Genomic DNA, 15,858 nt, shown 5'->3' on the forward strand with positions numbered 1-15,858 from the left:
CGCCAACCCCTATATAAAGGCGTGAGGCGACCCATAGTGCTTCTCAGAGTGGCAAGTGTTATCGGGCAAGGTCTGGGGTTGATGCCATCCACTTTACCTACGTGGGGGTCGAAGCACAAACATGCGCCAAGTCGCTCTTTTTATCGCCATGGCCTGGACTGGCTGTGCTCACGCAATACAGCCTGTCGAGGCGGGAATCCAGCCTTTGCTCGACCGCCAGAAGGGCATGCTGCACGAGCAACCACAACTCAATAAGTTGCTTCAAAGCACGACCACCGAGCCGAAAGTCCGAGTGGATGCTTACCGTGAGTACCTGATGGTCGAGCTTGAGAGGCAAGAACTGGAATGTGATATTCAAAGAGCGAGAAGTTGGGCGAGCTCGCCATTGGTGATGTATGCGAGGCCTACGACTGAGACCACTTGCGGCGCTGGCCTGGCCTATCGTTCCGGCAAATCATCTCTTTCGACCTCCGAAGCTAAGCGTTAAGCAAGCGTTCTGGATACGACTGTCGCTAGCCGTCCCGGTTGGAACATGAGCGTCACAAGTGTCAGGACCATGGGCTTGGACAGTCCGGACAGTCAGGAGTACGCCTGCGGTATCAAGTGCGACCCGGTTTTCAGGTGTTACGCTTGTTTGCGCACCATCACATGCATGGCTCGTTCCCCCTGTCTCACTTCGGCGACCTCATAGCCAAGAGCCCGCATGTCCAAGCCTTGCCAGAGGTTTTCGCCGGCCCCCATCAACAGAGGACGTACAGCGAGGTGAATCTCATCGACCAGTCGCGCCTGCAGGAACTGTCGCACGGTGGCTACGCCGCCGCCTATGCGAATATCGCGATCACCTGCGGCTGCCTTGGCTTGCGCCAGCGCCGACGCAATGCCATCCGTGACGAAGTGAAAATCGGTGCCTCCCTGCATGCGCAGCGCGGGCCGCGCATGGTGGGTCAGGACAAATGCGGGCACGTGATAGGGTGGCTCATCGCCCCACCAGCCCTTCCAGCTTTCGTCGGGCCAAGGGCCGCGTATCGGGCCGAACATATTGCGCCCCAGAATCCACGCACCGATGTTCTCGAAGGAGCGTTCGGCCATCTGATTGTCGACACCTGTTTCGCCGATCTGAGACCTTCCATGCATACGCTGAAAGACTTGGGTGGGGAAGAACCACTCAAGGATCTCAGGCCCACCGACGCCGAGCGGGTTCTGCAAATCCTGGTTGGGTCCGGCGGAGTAACCGTCCAGCGAGATGCCGAAGCAGAGGACTTTGACTTTCATGACGGAACACCTTTCAGGTTGGAGAGCGATGATCGATGGCCTCGATATCAACGTCTGTACTTAGCGTTTCCACATGCCTCGGTCACCCGTCGCATTGTTGAGCTCAGGGTGCTGGGTCCGAAGCCGCGCCTGACCGCTGCTTTGGGCTGCCATCTGAATGGACGCTGCTGCAGCGGACTCAGTCATCCATCGCACTGCTCAGCTTGATCGCGACTCAAGCTATCCATTTTTCAACCGCATGACCCCACAAAGCCGCAGGCAGTACAGAACTGACAGCCATCTTTTTTGATCATGGCATGTGCTCCGCAGTCGGGACACTTTTGACCGCTGACTGAGGCATTGTTCTCGGGCGGAGATGCCGGCGTGGCCGCCGTGCTGGGCGCCGGCTGGGGCAGGCCGCGATTGGCGATGATGCTTTGAATCGCATAGGCCAGCAGCGCCACTTCGCTGTCATGCCAGAGCGGGATGCGGCTGCCGTCGTCACGCGTCCTGCTGCCGTAGCGCACCGGGCCGCGGTCCCAGGCCACTTTGCGCAGATCGGCCAGGGCCTTGTCGAGAAAGCCGCCACGCGCGGCCAGGCTCAGGCTGCGCATGGTGGCCGTGATCCATTGCTGGCTCTCCCCGGTCTGGCCCACGGGCATGAAGAATTCGATGGGACGCTCCACACCGTCGACCACCATGAAGCTGACGACCAGATAGAGACGCCGTATGCCGTCATGCGTGAAATACTCGATCTTGTCCACCACGGCATTGAGCGGACCCTCGGGGCGGCGCTCGATCACAGCCGTCATGCCGCTGCTGCTAACCGAGTTGATAGCAGCCTGCGATTTACCAGTAGGCGCTTGAGAGGGGGTGGGGGCTGAATCGGTAGACAGAACCGCGCCCAGCGTGTCGTTGGGACGGTAGGTAGCACAGCCTTTGAGGCCGACCTCCCAGCACTCCATATAGAGGTGCTTGAAGTCCTCGAAGGGATAGTCGGCCGGGATGTTGACGGTCTTTGAAATCGATGTGTCGATAAAGGGCTGCACGCAGCGCATCATGGCCACATGCTCGCTGGCGCTCAGCTCCAGCGCACTGACAAAGCAGTCGGGCAGCGGTGCCTCGTCGCCGTGCATGGCTTTGTACAGGCGGTAGGCATGGTCCTGTACGGTGTAGAACTGCTCGCCGCCATCGGTCGTGCGCTTTTTGCGCGTATAGGTCCAGGAAAAAGCGGGCTCGATGCCGTTGGACGCATTGTCGGCAAAGGCCAGTGATACCGTGCCCGTGGGGGCGATGGACAGCAGATGGCTGTTACGCAGCCCATGTTTTTTGATGGCAGCGCGCAACTCCTTGGGCAAGCGTTTGGCAAAGCCGCTTTTCAGATACTGCTTGGCGTTGAACAGCGGGAAGACACCTTTTTCCCGTGCCAGCTCCACCGACGCGGCATAAGCCGCATCGCGCATGGCGCGAGCTATTGATGCGGCCTGCTGCAGGCCTGCATCGCTGGCGTAATGCAGGCCCAGCAGAATCAAGGCGTCGCCCAGCCCAGTGAAGCCCACGCCGATGCGGCGCTTTTGCTGTGCCTCGCGCTGCTGCTCGGGCAGGGGCCAGACGGTGGCGTCCAGCACATTGTCCAGCATGCGCACCTGAACCGCGACGGCGGCGCGAAAGGCCTCCATATCGAAGAAAGCCTGAGGTGTGAACGCCTCGCGCACAAAGCGCGTGAGTATGACCGGGCCCAGATCGCAGCAGCCATAGGGCGGCAGGGGCTGCTCGCCGCAGGGATTGGTGGCGGCAATCTGCTCGGCATACCAGAGGTTGTTGTCGGCGTTGATGTTGTCGAGAAAAAGAATGCCGGGCTCGGCGAAGTCATAGGCCGAGCGCATGATGGCATCCCACAGCGCGCGCGCGGGCTGGCTTTTATAGACCCAGAGGCCATCGTCGCGGCGATGGGCGCCGGCCTGTATCTGTGCCTCGCTGGGACTGGCGACATGCACCAGCTCCCATTGGGCATCGTCTCTGACCGCCTGCATGAATGCGCTGCTCACGCCCACAGACACATTGAAATTGTTCCAGCGGCCTTTTTGTCGCTTGGCGGTGATGAATTCCAGCACATCGGGGTGGTCAATGCGCAGCACACCCATCTGGGCGCCGCGGCGCGCACCGGCCGACTCCACCGTGGTACAGGATGCATCGAAGACATCGATGAAGGAGCAGGGGCCCGACGCAAAGGAGTTGGTGCCGCGCACCAGCGCACCGCGTGGTCGCAGATTGGAGAAGTCATAACCCACGCCGCCACCGCGGCGCATGGTCTCGGCTGCCTGAGAAAGCGCTGTGTAGATGCCGGGGTTTCCCTGAGTGTCGAAACCATTGGTGGCGTCGGCGACGGGCTGCACAAAGCAGTTGATCAACGTGGCCTTGGTGTCCAGCCCCGCCGCTGCCATGATGCGGCCAGCACCGATGGCACCGCGCTGCAGATTGACCAGAAATTGCTGCTCCCAATGCGTCTGAAGCTCAGGCTGTTCAACAGCTGCCAGGGCTCGTGCCACGCGGGCAAACAGCTCTTGCTCGGATTGCTCGCCGTCGGCCAGATATTTCTCGGCCAGCACATCCTGGCTGATGGCCTGAGGAGGGAGTGTATTCATGGCATGCCTCATGCTAATCGGATGTCGACTTTGTAGCGCAGACTGCTTGGTGGTGCTGTGACGCAGCGCAACATCGACGATGCACCAAGTGCCCAGAAGCCTCCATAGGCGCAACGGGCCTGCCCCCAAAATTGTGACAGACCCGCTGAAAATAGACGGAAAAGACCGAGTCGGCGTATGAGGGAGGGCACCGCGCAGGCCGAGCTTCAAACGGTATCGGCCGACAAGAGGGAGACGCGACGATCTATCGAAGGCTACGCGCGGGTCTGAATCATGTCCCCCTCAAAGCGCGCAGCGGCATTCACGACCGCCATCACCGATGCGGTGACGATGTTCGCGTGCATGCCTACGCCAAACCGTGAGCCGGGCACGCCAGGCCATGCGGCTTCGATGATGGCAACGGCACAGGCGTCGGCGCCGTTGCCCAGGCTGCGCTCTTCGTAGCTGTCGATGCGCAGCGGCAACTCCAGTGCAGCGACGGTGGCTGCAATAGGGCCGTTGCCGATGCCTTTGCGCAGCCTGGGTTGCCCGTCGGCATCGTGCCAGTGCAGTTCGATACCCTGGCCTTGCGGGCTGTCGAACAGGCGGTGGCTTTCATAACGCAGTGACCGGGACCCGGCTTGGGCATGCAGGTAGGTGGCTTCGAACAGCTCCCAGATCTGTGCGCTGCTAAGCTCGGTTTCGCTGCTGTCGGCCCAGGCCTGGACGATGGCGCTGAACTCGATCTGCATGCGCCGCGGCATGGTGATGCCCCTGTCCTTCTGCAGCAGGAAGGCAATACCGCCCTTGCCGGACTGGCTGTTGACGCGCACGATGCTGTCATAGGTACGTCCCAGGTCCTGCGGGTCTATGGGTAAATAGGGTACGCGCCATGGGGCGTCGGGTTGTTGCGCCGCAAAGCCCTTGGCAATCGCATCCTGGTGCGAGCCCGAAAAAGCCGTGAACACCAGATCGCCCACATAGGGGTGGCGCGGATGTATGGGCAGGGCCGTAGAGGCTTCGGCGATGCGTGCCACGGCAGCGATGTCGGAGAAATCCAGGCCCGGGGTAATGCCCTGGGTGTAGAGGTTCAGGGCCAGCGTCACCAGATCCACATTGCCGCTGCGCTCGCCGTTGCCGAACAAACAGCCTTCCACACGCTGGGCACCGGCCAGCAGGGCCTGCTCGGCACAGGCCACGCCGGTGCCTCTGTCGTTGTGGGGGTGTACCGAAAGCGTGATGTGCTCGCGCCGTGCCAGACGCCGGTCCATCCATTCGATCTGGTCGGCAAACACATTGGCGGTGGAAACCTCCACCGTGGTCGGCAGGTTGATGATCATGGGGCGCTTAGGACCGGCATCCCAGGCTGCAATGGCGACATTGCACACGGCCAGGGAAACGTCCAGCTCGGCCATGCAAAAGGTTTCCGGGGAGTACTGCAGCACCCATTCGGTTTCGGGGTGCTGCTCGGTGAGTTGCCTGAGGTGGCGTACATGGTGCTCCACCATGGCAATGATCTGCGGCACTTCCATGCCAAAGACGATTTCGCGGAAGGCCGGTGCCACGGCGTTGTACAGATGCACGATCACGCGGCGTGCGCCGGCCACGCTGCGCACCGTGGTGGCAATCAGGTCCTCACGCAGCTGGGTGATGACCATGGGCGTGACGTCGTGCGGAATCAGTTGCGCTTCGATGAGGTGGCGCACGATGTCGAAGTCGGTCTGGGAAGCGGAGGGGAAGCCGATTTCAATTTCCTTGAAACCGATGGCGACCAGTTCCTCGAACAGTCGCAGCTTGCGCTCGCGGTTCATGGGTTCGAACAGCGCCTGGTTGCCGTCGCGCAAATCGGTCGAAAGCCATACGGGCGCTTGCGTCAACGTACGGGCAGGCCATTGGCGGGTGGGAAAGTCCACAACGGGAAATGCGCGGTATTTGGTAGAGGGATCAGCCAGCATAGAGACCTTGGAATGGGTTGCAACAATTACCTGGTCTCCCTGCCCGGATGGAGCTGGCTAAGGCCGGGGTCTGGGAAGACCAGGATGGGACCATGCGCGAACGCGTGCATGCAGACCCCGACCAGATGTCAGAGCCAGTAGGCGTAGCGAAAGCGGGTGGCAATGTTTCACGGCAAAAGTGCGGGTTGATGCAGACAGTGGGGCTACTTTATGTCGTCAACGGTATAGACTTCTATCGATAGATATTCATTTGTTGTAGAGATTTGGACATCTCATGGGTTTTGCCTCCCCCGAACATGGCGCGCATGCGCTGGATTTGCAGCATGCCCAGGCCTCTCCACTGCCTGTCACGGGCGTGGAACAGCGCTATCCGCCCGGTCATGTGGTGCCCCAGCACAGCCACGCGCGCGGCCATCTCATCTATGCGTCTGAAGGTGTGTTGCTGGTCGAGTCCCCCAGCGGCCAATGGCTGGTTCCGCCGACCACGGCAGTGTGGCTACGCCCGGGCATGCTGCACCAGATCACGGCGACCACGGCGGTGCGGGCCTATGGCCTGTTCGTCGACGAGGCCTGGTCCGCACAGCTGCCGGCCCGGGACGGCGTGCTGCATGTCGCGCCGCTGGTGCGCGAGCTGATGACAGCTCTGGTGGCATTGCCCCACGAGGGGCCGCATAGGCCGCGCGATGCCTTGCTGGGCAGTTTGCTGCTGGAGGAACTCAGCGCCCTGGCCCCGCTGCCGTATTACCTGCCCTGGCCCCAGGATGCGCTGATGCGACGTATCTGCGAGAGCATGCTGAGTGCACCGGCGCAGCGCACCACGGTGGAAGCCCTGGCGCGGCAGCACGCGCTCACGCCCAAGACGCTGCATCGCCGCTTTCTGAAAAGCACCGGAATGAACTGGGGTAGGTGGTATCAGCAGATGCGCCTGATGGCTTCCATCCCCCAGTTGCTGCAGAGCATGGCCATCACGACCGTGGCACTGGAAAGCGGCTATGAAAGCCATAGCGCATACACGGCTGCGTTTCGCCGCCAGTTCGGCCGCTCGCCATCGGAGTTTGTTGCGTCGGCAGGCCGGGCTACGCGGCCTTAGCCGTTCTTGCAACGCCTGCCGCATCAAGATCTTTTGCTCCGAAAATAGCTTCCAACGCTTGTTTATCAAGCGCCGGAAGCTATTTTTAATAGTGAAGGTGGATTAGAGCTTCTTCACCAGCACCTGGCTCTTGCGGCCCCAGTTGTACTTGGCCTTGCGGGCCTCGGGCAGCCATTCGGGCTCGACAGGCTGAAAGCCGCGCTTGATGAACCAGTGCATGGTGCGCGTGGTCAGCACAAACATGGTTTCGCAACCCAGGGCGCGGGCGCGTTGTTCGATGCGCTTGAGCAGCTTCTCGCCATCGCCCGTACCCTGGCTCTTGGGAGAGACCGTGACGGCGGCCATCTCGGCGGTTTTGGCTTCCAGATAGGGATGCAGGGCGGCACAGCCGAAGATCACGCCGTCGTGTTCGATGACGGTGTAACTGGCGATATCGCGTTCGATCTCGGTGCGGTCGCGCTTGACCAGCGTGCCGTCGCGCTCGAAGGGTTCGATCAGCTGGATGATGCCGCCCACGTCGTCGATCGTGGCCTCGCGCAGTTCTTCGAGCTTTTCGTCGATAACCATGGTGCCGATGCCGTCGTGCACATAGATCTCCAGCAGCAGGGCTCCGTCGGTGGAGAAGGGCAGGATGTGGCTGCGTTCAACGCCATGCTCGCAGGCGCGCACGCAGTGCTGCAGATAAAAGCCCACATCGGTAGGCTGCTGCGCAGGCGGGAGCTGGGCCAGCAGGCGGCGCGCGGCGTCCAGCGGCAGCTCGGTATCGATGGGGTTGTTCTCGTCGGCCGGGCCGCTGGGGTCCATGCGCACTCCGGGCACCTCGGTGAGGAACAGCAGCTTGTCGGCCTTGAGCTCGATCGCCACGCGGGTGGCCACTTCTTCCATGCTGAGATTGAAGGCCTCGCCCGTGGGCGAGAAGCCGAAGGGCGAGACCAGCACCATGGCTTCTGAGTCTAGTGCGCTGCGAATGCCTTCCACGTCGACCTTGCGCACCAGGCCGGAGTGCATGAAGTCCACGCCGTCGACAATGCCCACAGGACGGGCCGTGAGGAAGTTGCCCGAAATCACGCGTACGCGCGCACCGGCCATGGGCGTGTTGGGCAGTCCCTGGCTGAAGGCGGCTTCGATCTCGTAACGCAGTTGGCCGGCCGCTTCCTGGGCACAGTCCAGCGCAATGGAGTCGGTGACTCGCATGCCGTTGTAATAACGCGGCTCCTGGCCCTTGAGGCGCAATTGCTCGTTGACCTGGGGGCGGAAGCCGTGCACCAGCACGATCTTCACGCCCATGGCCTGGATCATTGCCAGATCCTGGACGATGGAGCTGAGCTTGCCCGCATCAATGGCTTCACCGGTCAGGCCCACCACAAAGGTCTGGTGTCGGAACTTGTGGATATAAGGGGCCACAGACCTGAACCAGGGAACAAAGGTGAAATTGAAGACGGTGGACATGGCAGTGCGCGAAAACCTCGAAAGCGGGAAAAAAGGCCTGCGTCGGGTATTACGCAGGCCTGAGGCGCAAAGTGTAGCGGTTACTCGCTTGCCTTCGCTGGTTGCAGCAGGGTTTTGTGCGCGCTGATCGCACAGTTTGTGGTTTTTGTGGCGCGATGTTTTCAAAAAATGACGACTTGTATTTGAGCAGAGCTCCTGGTGGCAGTCAGCGTCGAAACCATGCGAGGCAAAGATAGACACTCGGTTAATCGTCCGGTTGCCGTTTGCGCAGGTCTATCCGTACGTTTCATTTCACGGCGCATTTCTCGACCACGTCGAGAGAGGGCCCCAGCTCAAGTTGTCAATCCAAGCGTTATAGAGTGAGCACGTGCCCTCTGCAGACCATTGCCGTCCCTGTGCATTAGATCAAAGTAGTTGGGATTGCTTTCAGGATATCTAGTCCGAGAGGCGAATCCGAACCACTGTTGAAGCCCTCACATGCTGCCGCCCAGCATGGGCAAGATCATGCGCGCGACTCGAATGATGGCCGGGCCCAGAACCACCATGATGATGGCCGGGAAGATGCAGGTCACCAGCGGAAACAGCATCTTGGTGGGAATCTTGGCAGCCAGCTCTTCGGCGCGCATTTGCCGTTTGTGGCGTAGGTCATCCGAGAAAACCCGGAGCGATTCGCCGATGCTGGTACCAAATCGGTCTGCCTGCGTCAGCATGGCCGTAAAAGTGTGAATCTCATCTACACCGGTGCGGGCGGCCAGATTTCGCAAGGCTTTTTCGCGAGTGCTGCCGGCACGCATTTCCAGGTTGGTCCAGTGGAGCTCCTCTGACAGAGCTTCACTTTTGATGCGAATCTCCTCAGTTACCTTGCCCAGCGCGGCATCCAGGCCCATGCCTGCTTCTACGCAGACCAGCATCAAATCGGCGGCATCGGGAAAATTTTCAAAGATCTCGCGCTTGCGGCGCGAGGCCATCCAGTGCAAAGCCAGATTGGGTAGGTAGCATGCCACAAGCGCTGCAACCGAGGGGTAGAACAATAACTGGGTGCTGTCTGCCTTGCTGGCTGCCCGCATGAGCGAGTACACCGCCAGTCCCAAAGCAAGAGGCAGCAGCGTTTTGACTCCAAAGTACAGCAGTGGTGCACTCTCGTGGCGGATGCCGGCATTCAGAAAGCGCAGCCGCAACGGCGTTGCATCAATGTCTTTGGTGGGTGACGACAGGTGTGCAAATGGGCCGACCAGTTTGACGACTGTTTCTGTCCAGCCCTTGTCCCGAGAGGTGGGTGTCAGTGACTGTAAACGCCGCGCGGCGACTGTTGGCGTTGCCCAGAAGAACAAGGCTCCAACAGCCAGCATGACGGCGGTGAAAGTGAGCAGGGCGACGATCAACATGGCGTACTCCTTGCGTTTCAGTTGGGCTCATACCCGGATACGGGCGATGCGGCGCAGCAGCAGCAGACCTATGACCATCAATGCGGCCAACCATTTCAGAATGGTGAGGCCAATAGGGTCAGTCCATAGCGGACGCATGAATTCCGGGTTCATTAGATTGAGCAGAGCGGCCAGTCCAAATGGCATCAAACCCAGGATCCAGGCCGACATTCGCCCGTCAGCGGACAGTACGCGGACCTTGGCATGGAGCTTGAGCCGCTCGCGGATCAGGCGACTCAGGTTGCTGAGCATCTCGGTGAGGTTGCCGCCAGATTCGCGCTGTATGAGTACGGCGACAATGAAGTAGCGCAGATCTGTGATCGGCACCCGCTCACCCAAATTGGTCAAGGCCTGCTGTAACGATGTGCCATAGTTGATCTCGTCATGCACCAGGCGGAACTCGCCGGCGATAGGTTCGGTCAGTTCCTCTCCTGCCATTTGCAGGCTTGCGGAAAATGCATGGCCCGCGCGCAATGCTCGCGCTATAAGGTCCAGCGCTTCTGGAAGTTGGCGCTCCATAAGCTTCAGGCGCTGCAGTCGTTTGCGTTGCAGAAACAGCCATGGAAGGGAACCCAGCACCAAACCTAAAAGCACGCCCAAATCCATGGGCTGGCGAAGCATGATGGCCGTCAGCATACCTAGCGCAAACAGCATCGCACTGCCGAGCAGCAAGCCCGAAACCGTCCAGTCCAAGCCTGATTGAACAATGAAACGGTCTAGTTGGTGCGCGCGCGGCATGGTTTGCAGCACCCGCTGCATTCTGGGCATATCGCTAAGTGTGCGCTCCTTGACAAGCTTGGTCGGATTGCTGCGATCATCGGCTGCTGACAAGGCTCTGAGCCGGCGTTCAAGCCGCTTTGCCTCAGGACTCTTGTACTGCTTCCAGATCGTGTGCAGTGCTTCCAGTAGCAGGAGCACGGCTACAAACACCAGACCTATGATTACCAGGACCGAGTGGGAAGAGAAAAAGGACAGCATGGCAGCTCCTTTTTGCCGAGTTCATTGATAGTGACGCTCTGGAGCGAAGATGCTGTCGGGCAGCGCAATGCCGAAGCCTTTGAGCCGATCGGCGAACTTGGGTCTGACACCTGTGGCGTGGAAGTACCCCTGGACTTCGCCACTTGCGCCGACTCCGGTCTGGGTGAAGGCAAAGATCTCCTGCATGGTCACTACATCACCCTCCATGCCCGTGATCTCCTGGATGCTGGTGATCTTGCGTTTGCCATCCGTGAGCCGGAGTGCCTGCACGATTACCGTAATGGCAGAGGCAATCTGTTGGCGCGCGGCCTGGTGCGGCAGATTGAGGCCTGCCATGCCGACCATGTTCTCGAGTCGAGCCAAAGAGTCGCGTGGCGTATTGGCATGGATGGTCGTCAATGAGCCTTCGTGGCCGGTGTTCATGGCCTGCAGCATGTCTACCGCTTCGGCGCCCCGGACTTCGCCAATGATGATGCGATCAGGCCGCATGCGCAGTGCGTTGCGTACCAGCGAGCGCTGCGTGATTTCTCCACGTCCCTCTATATTGGGCGGTCGTGTTTCCATGCGAACCACATGCGGCTGCTGCAGTTGTAGCTCGGCTGCGTCCTCGATGGTGACCACGCGTTCCGCTGCTGGAATATAGCTAGAAAGGATGTTGAGCAGCGTTGTCTTGCCGGCTCCGGTGCCGCCAGAGATGATCATGTTCACCTTGGCCTTGGCCAGAGCCTCAAGAACCAGGGCCATGCCAGGTGTCAGGCTTTTGAGATCGTTGATCAGATTCTCCATGCGCAGCGGGATATGGGCGAAGCGCCGGATCGACATCATGGGGCCATCAAGGGCCACGGGCGGGATGACCGCATTCACGCGCGAGCCATCTGGCAGGCGGGCATCGACCATGGGGCTGGATTCGTCGATGCGTCGGCCTATGCGTGAGACGATTTTGTCAATGATGCGCAGCAAATGCTTTTCATCGGTAAAGACAACGGGCGTCAATTCCAAGCGGCCCTGGCGTTCCACATAGATCCGGTCGTAGCGATTGACGAGGATGTCCGATACCGCAGGGTCGGCCATCAACAGCTCGAGTGGACCGAACCCCAGCATCTCGTGCTGGATATCTCGGATCAGCATTTTTCTTTCGAGATCGTTGATGGCTGCGGAGTCCTCGGACAGTAGTCGCTCGGTCATGGTCGCAATTTCTTGCTGCAGTGTCTGCACGGATACTGCATCCAGGGCAGCGAGATCAAACCGCTCCAGCAGCTTGGCATGAATGCGGCTTCTGAGCGCCAGATAGGCCGCAGAGTGACCATAGATGGGGGTGGACGGCGGAGGAGTCTCTGCTGCGGGCATGGCCGACATATCTGCGGACTCAGACACGACCTGCAGCAGAGGCTTGGGCGTGCGTGTCGATGGCGCGGTCAAGAAATCTCGTAGTGACATGACAGTCTCCTTCTGCAATACGGATGCCTACGCCCGGCGAAAGAGCCGGTTCAAGAAATTACCGTTTTCTTCATGAGCCCGAGGTGACAGTGCATCGGCCCAGGCCGTCAGCTCGCGCACCACGCTGCTGCTGCGAGCGGATTCGGCCAGCGGTGCTCCAGCATTGATGGCTGCTTGCACTTCCTGGGCAGAGTCGGGAATGCTGCGCCATTGCTCTTCCAGGCCCAGGGTCTTGCGCACTTCAGACAGCCCGATTTCGCTGCGCCTGTCCACCCTGTTCAGCACCGGATGCAGGCGGCTTTCCGGGTAGCCCAGATCATGGAACATGCGCAGCAGCTTTTGCGCATTGCGCACGGCGGGTACGTTGGGCAGCAGCACAGGAACAATGCACTGCGCTTTGTCGAGCACGCGTAGAGCCAATGGGTCCAGCACGCGCCCCATGTCCAGCAGCACAAAGTCGTAGTGCGTGGCAGCCAGTTGCACGATGGCCTCAATATGCCCGGGCTCCACCTCCATGGCATGCATGGCATCTTCGGGGGCCGCCAGCACATGCAGGCGCGGTGTGACCTTTACCGTACTGGCCGTGAGAAAAGAGGCGTCAAGGCGGTGAAGGTCGCGTGCCACATCCGCCAATGTCGAGCTTGGTTTGCCTTCATGCAGGTAGGGCAGCGCATCGCCAAACTGCAGATTCAGGTCGATCAACAGCACGGAGTGCTTTTGCGCCAACGCCCAGCCCAGATTGGTGGCCAGGAAGGTGGCGCCGGCACCGCCCTTGCAGGGCAGAAAGGCCATGACTTGCCCTTGTGCACGGATGGGGGAGCTGTCCTGTAATTTGCTGGCAAGGCGCTGAACGGCATCGGCCAGTGCCTGCGGCGGCGGCGGCGATGGCAGAACCTCGCGTACGCCCGCCCGCATGGATTGCAGCAGAAACTCAGGTGTCTGCTGGGCGCACAGCAGGACCACGGCCATGCGCGGGTGATGGGTGGTCACCTGCTCCACCGGGGCCAGGTCTGCAGGGTCGCAGCACATACCGTCGACGATCATCAGATCCGGCAGCTCCTGCTCGGCAATCGTGGGCATGCGGGTCTTGCCACCCTCGAAGGTCTGCACCTGATGGGATTGCTCTTGCAGCACATGGGCCATCTCGCGGAGATGGGCGGTGTTGGGGGAGATGATGGCGATTTTCATGTTGGCTCTCCCTAGTTAGGATGCGCAGGCCGTACTGCTGTTGGGATCCTGGCGCAGGATTTCACGCGGCAGATAGGTGGAAAATTCCGGCATGGGAATTTGCTGTATCGCAGATCCCACGATGGGTGCAATCCATTGGAACTTCAGAGGGTTTTGGGGGTCAATGCGTACCCTCACGCCACCACAACTGGTTGAGTCGCACGTGGTGCTTTTGTTGCCTGCTGGGTCATACCAATCGATGGCGATATTGGAGGCAGTGAGTTGCGGCAGCCATGGCGTCATTTGACCCAGTACGAGATTTTTGGAGTTCGCGTATTGCGGGTCGGCGCACACCACCGCATAGCGTGCTCCGGCACGCGTGGCCTCGTTGGCTGCGGCCCAGCTATAGAGCAGGCGGCTGAAGTCCACCACGCCCAGCAGGAACATTAGAAAGATCAGCAGCCCCAGTGCAAATTCAATGAGGGTGGCGCCGCGCTGTGCAAGGTGTTTCATGTCGGCATCCTCATCGTGGCGGCGATATTGCCGAAGTTGATGCCGCCGTTTGCATCGGATAGCTGCAGGCCGAACACATTGGACACCATCGACTGGAAACGGTAGCTGCTCACGGTGACGGTCACGGTGCCGCTGGCCTGCCAGGTGCAACTGATCGCCGCATTGGCCAGGCCGGGCACCAGGGGCTTGTCGGCTGGCAGTGGATTGATGCTGCCGTACCGAACCAGCTTAGTGGCTGCCGACGGGCAGCTTGTGGGCGCAGGCGGCAATTGCACCGTCAGATAGCGCACGGCGTCGCGCACCGATTTGGTCACCGTGTTGTATTCATATAACGCGCGGCCAAACTCGATGACGATCATGCTTAGCATGATCATGAGGGGGATGCTTAGCGCCAGTTCAATTAGCGCTACTCCATATTGCAGGCGATGTTTGCGCATGATGTTCACCTCACCAGAACCGGTACTAGCGGGCCGGCCGTACCGCCTACCAGACCGCTGCCTTTGCAGGGGCTGCCGGGAGCTGTTGCCAGGCCCAGATATTCGAACGTCGATGTCATGGTGGATGGCTGCAGCGGCGTCAGCATCAGCATGCAGGCAAATTGATTATTGAAATAATTGCTCGAACCCGTAGTAATGGGTAGGGTCACGACGCGGCGGTCGGCACCATGGGCCATCAGGTCACCCTTCTGCGCTACGGTTTTGTAGCCACCGGTACTCACGCCGCAGGCGCCGGGATTGACACCGCAAGGCGTGAAGGCTAGGCGCTTGGCCAGAAAATCTTGATAGGCGTCATGTCCTGACGTCCAATTGGATGTGGTGTATATAAAGCTGGAGTAGTCGGGTGAGCCTGTGAGGGCAAAGTTGACTGCTGCCATGTTCTTGTCGGTGTAGATGCCAAAGCGGTAGTTCCAAACTTCGGCGATCTTGTTGGCTTGCGTACCTGGTGTGAAGATGGTTCCGGCTTTTGGGGAAACGCAATAGCCATTGAGCATATCGGCCTCGGTGCCCGAGGCGGATGTAGAGCCATTCAGATTGCCCCAGGTCATATTTCCGGATTTCGCTTGGCCGGGGTTAAAGGGAATCCATTGGCCGACGGTTGGCAAGCCGCTATCCCAGCGTAGCGCCACCGGAATGATGCAGGCCGATTGCGAAGGTGCGCGCGTGGCAACGGCGCGAGCCGCGACGGCGAGGTTATTTGCATAGGCGCTATTGCTGCTGAAGGCCGCCATGATCTGGAGCAACCAGGGTTTTAGCCCCGTCAGTGCATAGCTGCATTCGGCGTATTTGGCAGTGTTATCGGGAAAAACCGTGCTGTAGCTGCCGGTGAGCGTATCGCTGAAGTCGATATGAACCTGATTGGCTGAGCCGCTCTGAAATTGCACGCTGTTGCGGCCGCCCACCGCACTGCCGGCGCTGGTGGCGCGGGCCACGGCGCCGGGCTGCAGGTCCAACTCGCGTGCCGCTGCCAGCGCGCAGCTGTCGGCCGCGGTCTGTAGTTCGGTCTTAACGACAAAGAGCCGGCCAAAATCCAGCGCAATGCCCATAAAGCCCAGCAGGAACAGCATGAACAGCGCGAAGGTAATCAAAAAGGCACCACGCTGCCGTCGTAAAGCGGCGGCAGAACCACGCCGGGGTCGGGCTATGGGCCAGAAATATGGGTGGTTTTTCATGATGCATCGTAGAAATAGGGAGTTGACGGTTTGAGCAAAGGCCAAGACAACGCCATGGCTGTCGTGGCCTTTGCAGTGAGTTAAGGAGCAGCAGGAGCAGCGCAGTTGCCACCCAAGCAAGCATTAACCCTTTCAATCCATCCTGCAAAATCTAATCCACCGGTGCCCATCATCAAAAGAATCAGGCCCAAAGAAACCACTGCAACGATCAATGCGTATTCAATGATCTGCGCGCCTTCTTCGTCGCGGACAAAGGATTGCAGGGAATGGCCAAATTGCTGAGCGATCTTGTTCATGGTGA

General features: G+C 60.0%; 14 protein-coding genes. 2 read left to right on the forward strand and 12 right to left on the reverse strand.

The annotated features are described in order from the left end of the window. Positions 1-121 precede the first annotated feature (121 nt). A complete protein-coding gene (locus MPZ60_RS11210) occupies positions 122-487 on the forward strand; it encodes a hypothetical protein (protein ID WP_034352094.1) in 366 nt (121 codons plus the stop codon). A 137-nt stretch (positions 488-624) separates the two neighbouring features. Here MPZ60_RS11210 and MPZ60_RS11215 read toward each other — a convergent pair whose 3' ends face one another. The 3 genes from MPZ60_RS11215 to MPZ60_RS11225 all read right to left on the reverse strand — a co-directional run bounded on the left by MPZ60_RS11215 (position 625) and on the right by MPZ60_RS11225 (position 5,830). After that, complete coding sequence (locus MPZ60_RS11215; protein WP_034352097.1) at positions 625-1,272, reverse strand: dihydrofolate reductase family protein; 648 nt, start codon at positions 1,270-1,272, stop codon at positions 625-627. Between the two features lie 230 nt (positions 1,273-1,502). Continuing rightward, a complete protein-coding gene (locus MPZ60_RS11220) occupies positions 1,503-3,896 on the reverse strand; it encodes an adenosylcobalamin-dependent ribonucleoside-diphosphate reductase (RefSeq protein WP_034352098.1) in 2,394 nt (797 codons plus the stop codon). 254 nt (positions 3,897-4,150) lie between these two features. Beyond that, complete coding sequence (locus tag MPZ60_RS11225; RefSeq protein WP_034352101.1) at positions 4,151-5,830, reverse strand: 2-isopropylmalate synthase; 1,680 nt, start codon at positions 5,828-5,830, stop codon at positions 4,151-4,153. Between the two features lie 274 nt (positions 5,831-6,104). Between MPZ60_RS11225 and MPZ60_RS11230 the strand changes: the two genes are divergently transcribed. Further along, positions 6,105-6,920 (forward strand): helix-turn-helix domain-containing protein, encoded by an 816-nt coding sequence (locus MPZ60_RS11230; protein WP_242881738.1) that lies wholly within the window; start codon positions 6,105-6,107, stop codon positions 6,918-6,920. Between the two features lie 102 nt (positions 6,921-7,022). Here the strand turns inward: MPZ60_RS11230 and argA are convergent, their stop codons facing one another. The 9 genes from argA to MPZ60_RS11275 form a co-directional block, all read right to left on the reverse strand. Then, positions 7,023-8,369: an amino-acid N-acetyltransferase gene (argA, locus tag MPZ60_RS11235; protein ID WP_003079639.1), complete on the reverse strand. Its 1,347-nt coding sequence runs from the start codon at positions 8,367-8,369 to the stop codon at positions 7,023-7,025. 473 nt (positions 8,370-8,842) lie between these two features. Continuing rightward, positions 8,843-9,754 carry a type II secretion system F family protein gene (locus tag MPZ60_RS11240; RefSeq protein ID WP_034352111.1) on the reverse strand — a complete coding sequence of 304 codons (912 nt, stop codon included), beginning with the start codon at positions 9,752-9,754 and terminating at the stop codon, positions 8,843-8,845. A 27-nt stretch (positions 9,755-9,781) separates the two neighbouring features. Then, positions 9,782-10,771, reverse strand: a complete 990-nt coding sequence (locus MPZ60_RS11245) for a type II secretion system F family protein (protein ID WP_034352115.1) — start codon at positions 10,769-10,771, stop codon at positions 9,782-9,784. Between the two features lie 21 nt (positions 10,772-10,792). After that, positions 10,793-12,208 (reverse strand): CpaF family protein, encoded by a 1,416-nt coding sequence (locus tag MPZ60_RS11250; RefSeq protein ID WP_034352226.1) that lies wholly within the window; start codon positions 12,206-12,208, stop codon positions 10,793-10,795. A gap of 27 nt (positions 12,209-12,235) precedes the next feature. Further along, the gene (locus MPZ60_RS11255; protein ID WP_034352118.1) at positions 12,236-13,396 is read right to left on the reverse strand and encodes an AAA family ATPase; all 1,161 of its coding nucleotides are present in this window, start codon (positions 13,394-13,396) and stop codon (positions 12,236-12,238) included. A 15-nt stretch (positions 13,397-13,411) separates the two neighbouring features. Then, a complete protein-coding gene (locus tag MPZ60_RS11260) occupies positions 13,412-13,888 on the reverse strand; it encodes a TadE/TadG family type IV pilus assembly protein (RefSeq protein ID WP_034352122.1) in 477 nt (158 codons plus the stop codon). Beyond that, positions 13,885-14,325, reverse strand: coding sequence for a TadE/TadG family type IV pilus assembly protein (locus MPZ60_RS11265; protein WP_034352229.1), 441 nt, complete (start codon positions 14,323-14,325; stop codon positions 13,885-13,887). Before MPZ60_RS11265 ends, MPZ60_RS11260 begins: the two co-directional genes overlap by 4 nt. A 5-nt stretch (positions 14,326-14,330) precedes the next feature. After that, a complete protein-coding gene (locus MPZ60_RS11270; RefSeq protein ID WP_242607012.1) occupies positions 14,331-15,602 on the reverse strand; it encodes a pilus assembly protein TadG-related protein in 1,272 nt (423 codons plus the stop codon). A 35-nt stretch (positions 15,603-15,637) separates the two neighbouring features. Next, positions 15,638-15,853, reverse strand: coding sequence for a Flp family type IVb pilin (locus MPZ60_RS11275; protein WP_034352125.1), 216 nt, complete (start codon positions 15,851-15,853; stop codon positions 15,638-15,640). Positions 15,854-15,858: the final 5 nt, after the last annotated feature.

Source organism: Comamonas sp. 7D-2 (assembly GCF_022749555.1).
Lineage (GTDB): Bacteria > Pseudomonadota > Gammaproteobacteria > Burkholderiales > Burkholderiaceae_C > Comamonas > Comamonas thiooxydans.

What these genes read in the sequence shown, in the direction of transcription:
- MPZ60_RS11210 (WP_034352094.1), top strand. Translation starts at nt 122, where the DNA reads ATGCGCCAAGTCGCTCTTTTTATCGCCATGGCCTGGACTGGCTGTGCT.
- MPZ60_RS11220 (WP_034352098.1), bottom strand. Translation starts at nt 3,896, where the DNA reads ATGAATACACTCCCTCCTCAGGCCATCAGCCAGGATGTGCTGGCCGAG.
- MPZ60_RS11250 (WP_034352226.1), bottom strand. Translation starts at nt 12,208, where the DNA reads ATGTCACTACGAGATTTCTTGACCGCGCCATCGACACGCACGCCCAAG.
- MPZ60_RS11260 (WP_034352122.1), bottom strand. Translation starts at nt 13,888, where the DNA reads ATGAAACACCTTGCACAGCGCGGCGCCACCCTCATTGAATTTGCACTG.
- MPZ60_RS11215 (WP_034352097.1), bottom strand. Translation starts at nt 1,272, where the DNA reads ATGAAAGTCAAAGTCCTCTGCTTCGGCATCTCGCTGGACGGTTACTCC.
- argA (WP_003079639.1), bottom strand. Translation starts at nt 8,369, where the DNA reads ATGTCCACCGTCTTCAATTTCACCTTTGTTCCCTGGTTCAGGTCTGTG.
- MPZ60_RS11230 (WP_242881738.1), top strand. Translation starts at nt 6,105, where the DNA reads ATGGGTTTTGCCTCCCCCGAACATGGCGCGCATGCGCTGGATTTGCAG.
- MPZ60_RS11245 (WP_034352115.1), bottom strand. Translation starts at nt 10,771, where the DNA reads ATGCTGTCCTTTTTCTCTTCCCACTCGGTCCTGGTAATCATAGGTCTG.
- MPZ60_RS11225 (WP_034352101.1), bottom strand. Translation starts at nt 5,830, where the DNA reads ATGCTGGCTGATCCCTCTACCAAATACCGCGCATTTCCCGTTGTGGAC.
- MPZ60_RS11240 (WP_034352111.1), bottom strand. Translation starts at nt 9,754, where the DNA reads ATGTTGATCGTCGCCCTGCTCACTTTCACCGCCGTCATGCTGGCTGTT.
- MPZ60_RS11265 (WP_034352229.1), bottom strand. Translation starts at nt 14,325, where the DNA reads ATGCGCAAACATCGCCTGCAATATGGAGTAGCGCTAATTGAACTGGCG.
- MPZ60_RS11275 (WP_034352125.1), bottom strand. Translation starts at nt 15,853, where the DNA reads ATGAACAAGATCGCTCAGCAATTTGGCCATTCCCTGCAATCCTTTGTC.
- MPZ60_RS11255 (WP_034352118.1), bottom strand. Translation starts at nt 13,396, where the DNA reads ATGAAAATCGCCATCATCTCCCCCAACACCGCCCATCTCCGCGAGATG.